General features: G+C 56.0%; 5 protein-coding genes. All 5 read left to right on the top strand.

Translation table 11 applies throughout. The annotated features are described in order from the left end of the window. A partial coding sequence (locus L692_RS0115035; RefSeq protein WP_025700987.1) for a MogA/MoaB family molybdenum cofactor biosynthesis protein occupies nucleotides 1-320 on the top strand: 320 nt, incomplete at its 5' end. 174 nt (nucleotides 321-494) lie between these two features. After that, on the top strand, nucleotides 495-1,529 hold the full coding sequence (locus L692_RS0115030) for an ArsR/SmtB family transcription factor (RefSeq protein WP_025700986.1): 1,035 nt from the start codon (nucleotides 495-497) through the stop codon (nucleotides 1,527-1,529). 1 nt (nucleotide 1,530) lies between these two features. Then, entirely contained in the window at nucleotides 1,531-2,361 is an 831-nt protein-coding gene (locus tag L692_RS0115025; RefSeq protein WP_051503511.1) for an ABC transporter permease, read from the top strand. Nucleotides 2,362-2,385: 24 nt separating this feature from the next. After that, nucleotides 2,386-3,414 (top strand): ABC transporter ATP-binding protein, encoded by a 1,029-nt coding sequence (locus L692_RS0115020; protein WP_025700984.1) that lies wholly within the window; start codon nucleotides 2,386-2,388, stop codon nucleotides 3,412-3,414. Next, nucleotides 3,411-4,101, top strand: a 691-nt coding sequence (locus tag L692_RS0115015; protein WP_025700983.1) for an ABC transporter permease, incomplete at its 3' end; no start/stop codon positions are given. The genes L692_RS0115020 and L692_RS0115015, both read left to right, overlap by 4 nt.

The following is a 4,101-nucleotide window of genomic DNA, read 5'->3' as shown; positions in this document are numbered from 1 at the left end:
ATGAAGGCGCCGCCGACAGCGGCATCGAAGCCGTGCTGCTTACAGGCGGGACCGGTATTGCTCCCCGCGATTCGACCTATGAGGCAGTGGAGTCGCTGCTGGACAAGACGATGCCCGGCTTCGGGGAAATCTTCCGCTACCTGAGCTTTGCCGAGGATATCGGGACCGCGGCCATTCTCAGCCGCGCTGTCGCCGGTACTGTAGGCAGCACCGCCGTATTCTCCATGCCCGGATCGGTTGGAGCGGTCAAGCTCGCCATGACCCGGCTGATTCTCCCCGAGCTGCGGCATGTGATGCGGGAGATTTACAAGTCCTCCTGAAGCTTTATTCCTTCAAAATACAGCCGGACCCCTTTATGGGGTTCGGTTTTTGTAGCTTCAAGCCATTTTGTAGCTTCAAGCCATTGACATTTCCAGATTCCCCCACTATAATATTGAACACTTTTCGCGAAAGTGGTTTTTGATTAACCATCCGGTTAATCGGAAAGGAACAAAATGAGCTCATTGCCATCCTTGCACCCTAAAATTAAAACTGTCGTCAGCCCCTTTCATGAAATGCTGTGCAGCCTGCATGTCCTGGTTCAGCCGGAGCATCATCCCCGGCGGCTTCAGTGGTCTCAAGAACTGCTGAAAGTCATGCCGCTCCGTCTTGGGGAGGGCATCCGGCGGATTGGCGGATGGACCGACTGCTGGACCGCATTGATGGATCTGGCAGGGCCTTCGGGAGTGGCGATGACCTGCCATAAAGGCATGGATGTACTGCTTGGCCTCCCGGATGCCGAGCTGATCCACTTGGCCCTGAACAGCAAAGCGCCGATTGGAAGCATCATCCAATGGATGAACGGCGCAAGAGGACTGGAAGCGGAGGAATTGGAGGATGCGGGAATCTCGCTGCTCGAATCGCTGGCAGAGTTCCGCAGCCTGCTGCGAGACACACTTGCCGAGTATGAGGAAAGCTTTTTTCGCCGGGAATGGCAGATTGTCGAACCTTGGCTCCAGACGGCAGCCGCCGCCTTTCAGCAGGAGGCCGAAATGTCCGCAGAAAAAGCCATCGCCTCCCTGCACCCCCGGCTGAATATGGAGAAAGGGACAATTACCGCCCAAAAAGCGAATACCTACCATTTTGCCTATGACAGCCTGGAGCATATTTATGTGTTTCCAAGCACCTTCATCTTTCCGCATCTCCTGATCGGCTGGTATGGAAACGATCTCTATCTGCCGCTTGCCGTCGAAATTCCTGAGCTTCCTTACAGCGAATCTCCTCCGGCCGACCTGCTGCTGCGCTTCAAGGCGCTTGGCGACGAGACCCGGCTTAAAATGGTGAGGCTGCTGTGGAAGGGGCCGCATTGCACAAAGCAGCTTGCTCCCTTACTCGGTATTTCCGAAGCGGCCGTGTCCAAGCATTTAAAGCTGCTGGCCGAAGCCCGTCTGGTCAAGGCCAAGCGCAGGGGCAGCTACCAATTTTACTCCGCCGACAAACAAGAAATCGAAATGACGAATGTACTGCAAAGACAGTTTCTGGAGCAGTAGGATGAACAAGATCCATAACAAAGGAGCATTTGGCATGTGGCATACCGCCCTCGCGACACTCGTCAGAAACCAAAGATCCAATCTCAGGGCTTATCCCTGGACGTTTACATTCGGTCACATCATTGATGGAACGTATCTCGTGCTCGTCACCTGTTTTTCTTATGTATACCTGATTAAAGGAGATGTTCAAACCCAGTTTGCCGCCTATGCAGGCACTTCCGATTATTTAACATACGTCATGATCGGCGGAGCGCTGAATCTGTTCTCGGTAAGCATGATGATGAATGTTTCGAGAGCGCTGATTACGGAGTGGCGGGAGGGCACACTGGAAGCGCTGCTGCTTTCTCCTTCCAGCCGTTTCGGTTACTTTGCGGGGACTGCCGTCCAGCAGCTTATGCGCAGCCTGTTCGAGCTTGCCGTCGTGCTGATATTCGGCATTGCGGCGGGCCTAAGACTCCCCAATTTCGACTTTTTATCCGTGCTGACCGGAATTTTCGCCTATTTGCTCTCCTGCTTCGCCATGGGACTGCTGTTGGGCTGCGTTATGCTGCATACGCGGGACACATTTTTTGTGCAAAACACGCTGTTCGCGTTCACCGCTCTGCTGTGCGGGTTTCAGTTCCCCCGGGAGTATTTGCCTGAAGCTCTGGGCTTGGCGGGGAATGTATTTCCCCTGACCGATGCGCTGACGCTGCTGCGGGGAAGCCTGCTGTCAGGCAAGGCTATCCGGTCCGGGGATGTTCTCCCCGTCCTGCTGCTCTGCGCCGTCTATATTGCGCTTGCTCTATGGACCGGGAAAAGAATTGAGCGGCGAATTTTCGAGCGGTATTGACATAACAGGAAAGGCTGTGAAGGCATGATCGCCATGAACGAGGTTAGCAAAATATACGAAACCCGGAACCGGCTTGGCTGGTTCCGCGCCGAGCGCGTGAAGACCGAAGCGGTTAAATCGCTGTCGCTCACCCTTGAGCCCGGACAAATTACAGGTCTGCTGGGGCTTAACGGTGCCGGCAAAACGACGACCATCCGCATGCTCTCCACCCTGCTTGACCCGACGGAAGGCAGCATAGAGGTGGATGGCCTCGATATGAACCGCAGCCGCAGCGCCATTCAGCAAAAAGTGAATATGATCGCCGGCGGTGAACGGATGCTGTATTGGCGGCTAACGGGCAGGGAGAACCTCCACTATTTCGGCTCTTTGTATGGGCTGGACTCCGCTCGTCTCCGAAGGGAAAGCGACCGGCTGCTGAGCGAGGTGGGTCTTGCCGAAGCGGCGGACCGTCCGGTGGAGCAGTATTCCAAAGGGATGAAGCAGCGGCTGCAAATCGCAAGAGGGCTTATCAACGATCCGAAATATCTGTTTCTGGATGAGCCGACGCTCGGACTGGACGCGCCTATTGCTAGGCAGCTGCGCGGCATGGTCCGCAGTCTTGCCAAAGAACGGGGCAAAGGCATCCTGCTCACGAGCCACTATCTGCAGGAAGTAGAAGAGCTGTGCGACAACGTATATGTGCTGAACCGCGGGGAGCTGCTGATGTGCGATACTCCGGACCGCATCGTGGCCAAGGTGGCGGGCATGCAGGCGGCGCATTTCGAGCTGACCGGCTGGAGAGACGAACTGAATCCTCTGCTGCTGGAGTACCTGCAGGCCGAAATCGGACTGAACCGCAAGGAATGGACCGAGCTTCATCGGCCCACGTCCGAATCCGGCTCATCCTCCGATGAACCGATTCGCTTGACCGTAAAAAGCCGCTCGGCCGACAAGCTCATCGCCAAGCTTCTGCCCTGGACGGCCGAGAACGGACTGAAGGTCGTCTCCTTTTCCGCCGAGAAGCCCAATCTGGAAGATGCCATTATTCTGCTCTCGGAAGGCAAAGTGTCATGAAGCAGCGCGGCTGGATGATCTCGCTCCGGGCGGAAATACTGAAGCAGCACAGAAGCCGGACCAGGGGGAAGGCTGTATTTTTCTCGATGCTGCTCTGGCCTGCGCTTGCCCTTCTGACCTCCTATTATGCGATGCAGCCTTACCGGACCGGTGCAGGCTCGGCCTTGTCCAGAGTGATTCCTTCCGGGGGAGTTCCGCTGTTCCTTCTTAGCGGCTATCTGGTATTTCAGCTGTTCTGGACCACGGTGCATTCGGCCTGGATGTTTGAGATGGAGCGCAAGCAGAGCACACTTGAGATCATCTTCCTGACGCCCTCCTCCAAAATGGCCTTTTTATACGGCAGGTCGTTGTACTCTCTGTTTAACGGAATCTGGATGTTCGCGGCGTTCTCCCTCCTGACCTTTTGGTTTGTCGCCGATCCCGGGCAGGTGAAATGGTCCGTTCTGCTGCCGGTGCTGGCGCTTATCGTATGCTCTGCCGTTATCTGGGGAGCCATGCTCAGCGCCGTCTCTCTGTTCTCCAGAGACTCCGGTCTGCTGTATTACATCTTCCAGGCTCCGATGGAGCTGTTCGGGGGTGTGCGCATTCCCCCTTCTGTCTTCCCAATGTGGGCCAAGGGACTGTCCCTGCTGTTTCCAGTGACCTACAGCCTGATCCTCGTCCGGGGAGCGCTGTACGGGAATACCG

The organism is Paenibacillus forsythiae T98, assembly GCF_000520735.1.
Classification (GTDB): Bacteria; Bacillota; Bacilli; order Paenibacillales; family Paenibacillaceae; genus Paenibacillus_AQ; species Paenibacillus_AQ forsythiae.
This window is presented reverse-complemented; position numbering and strand designations above follow the sequence as displayed.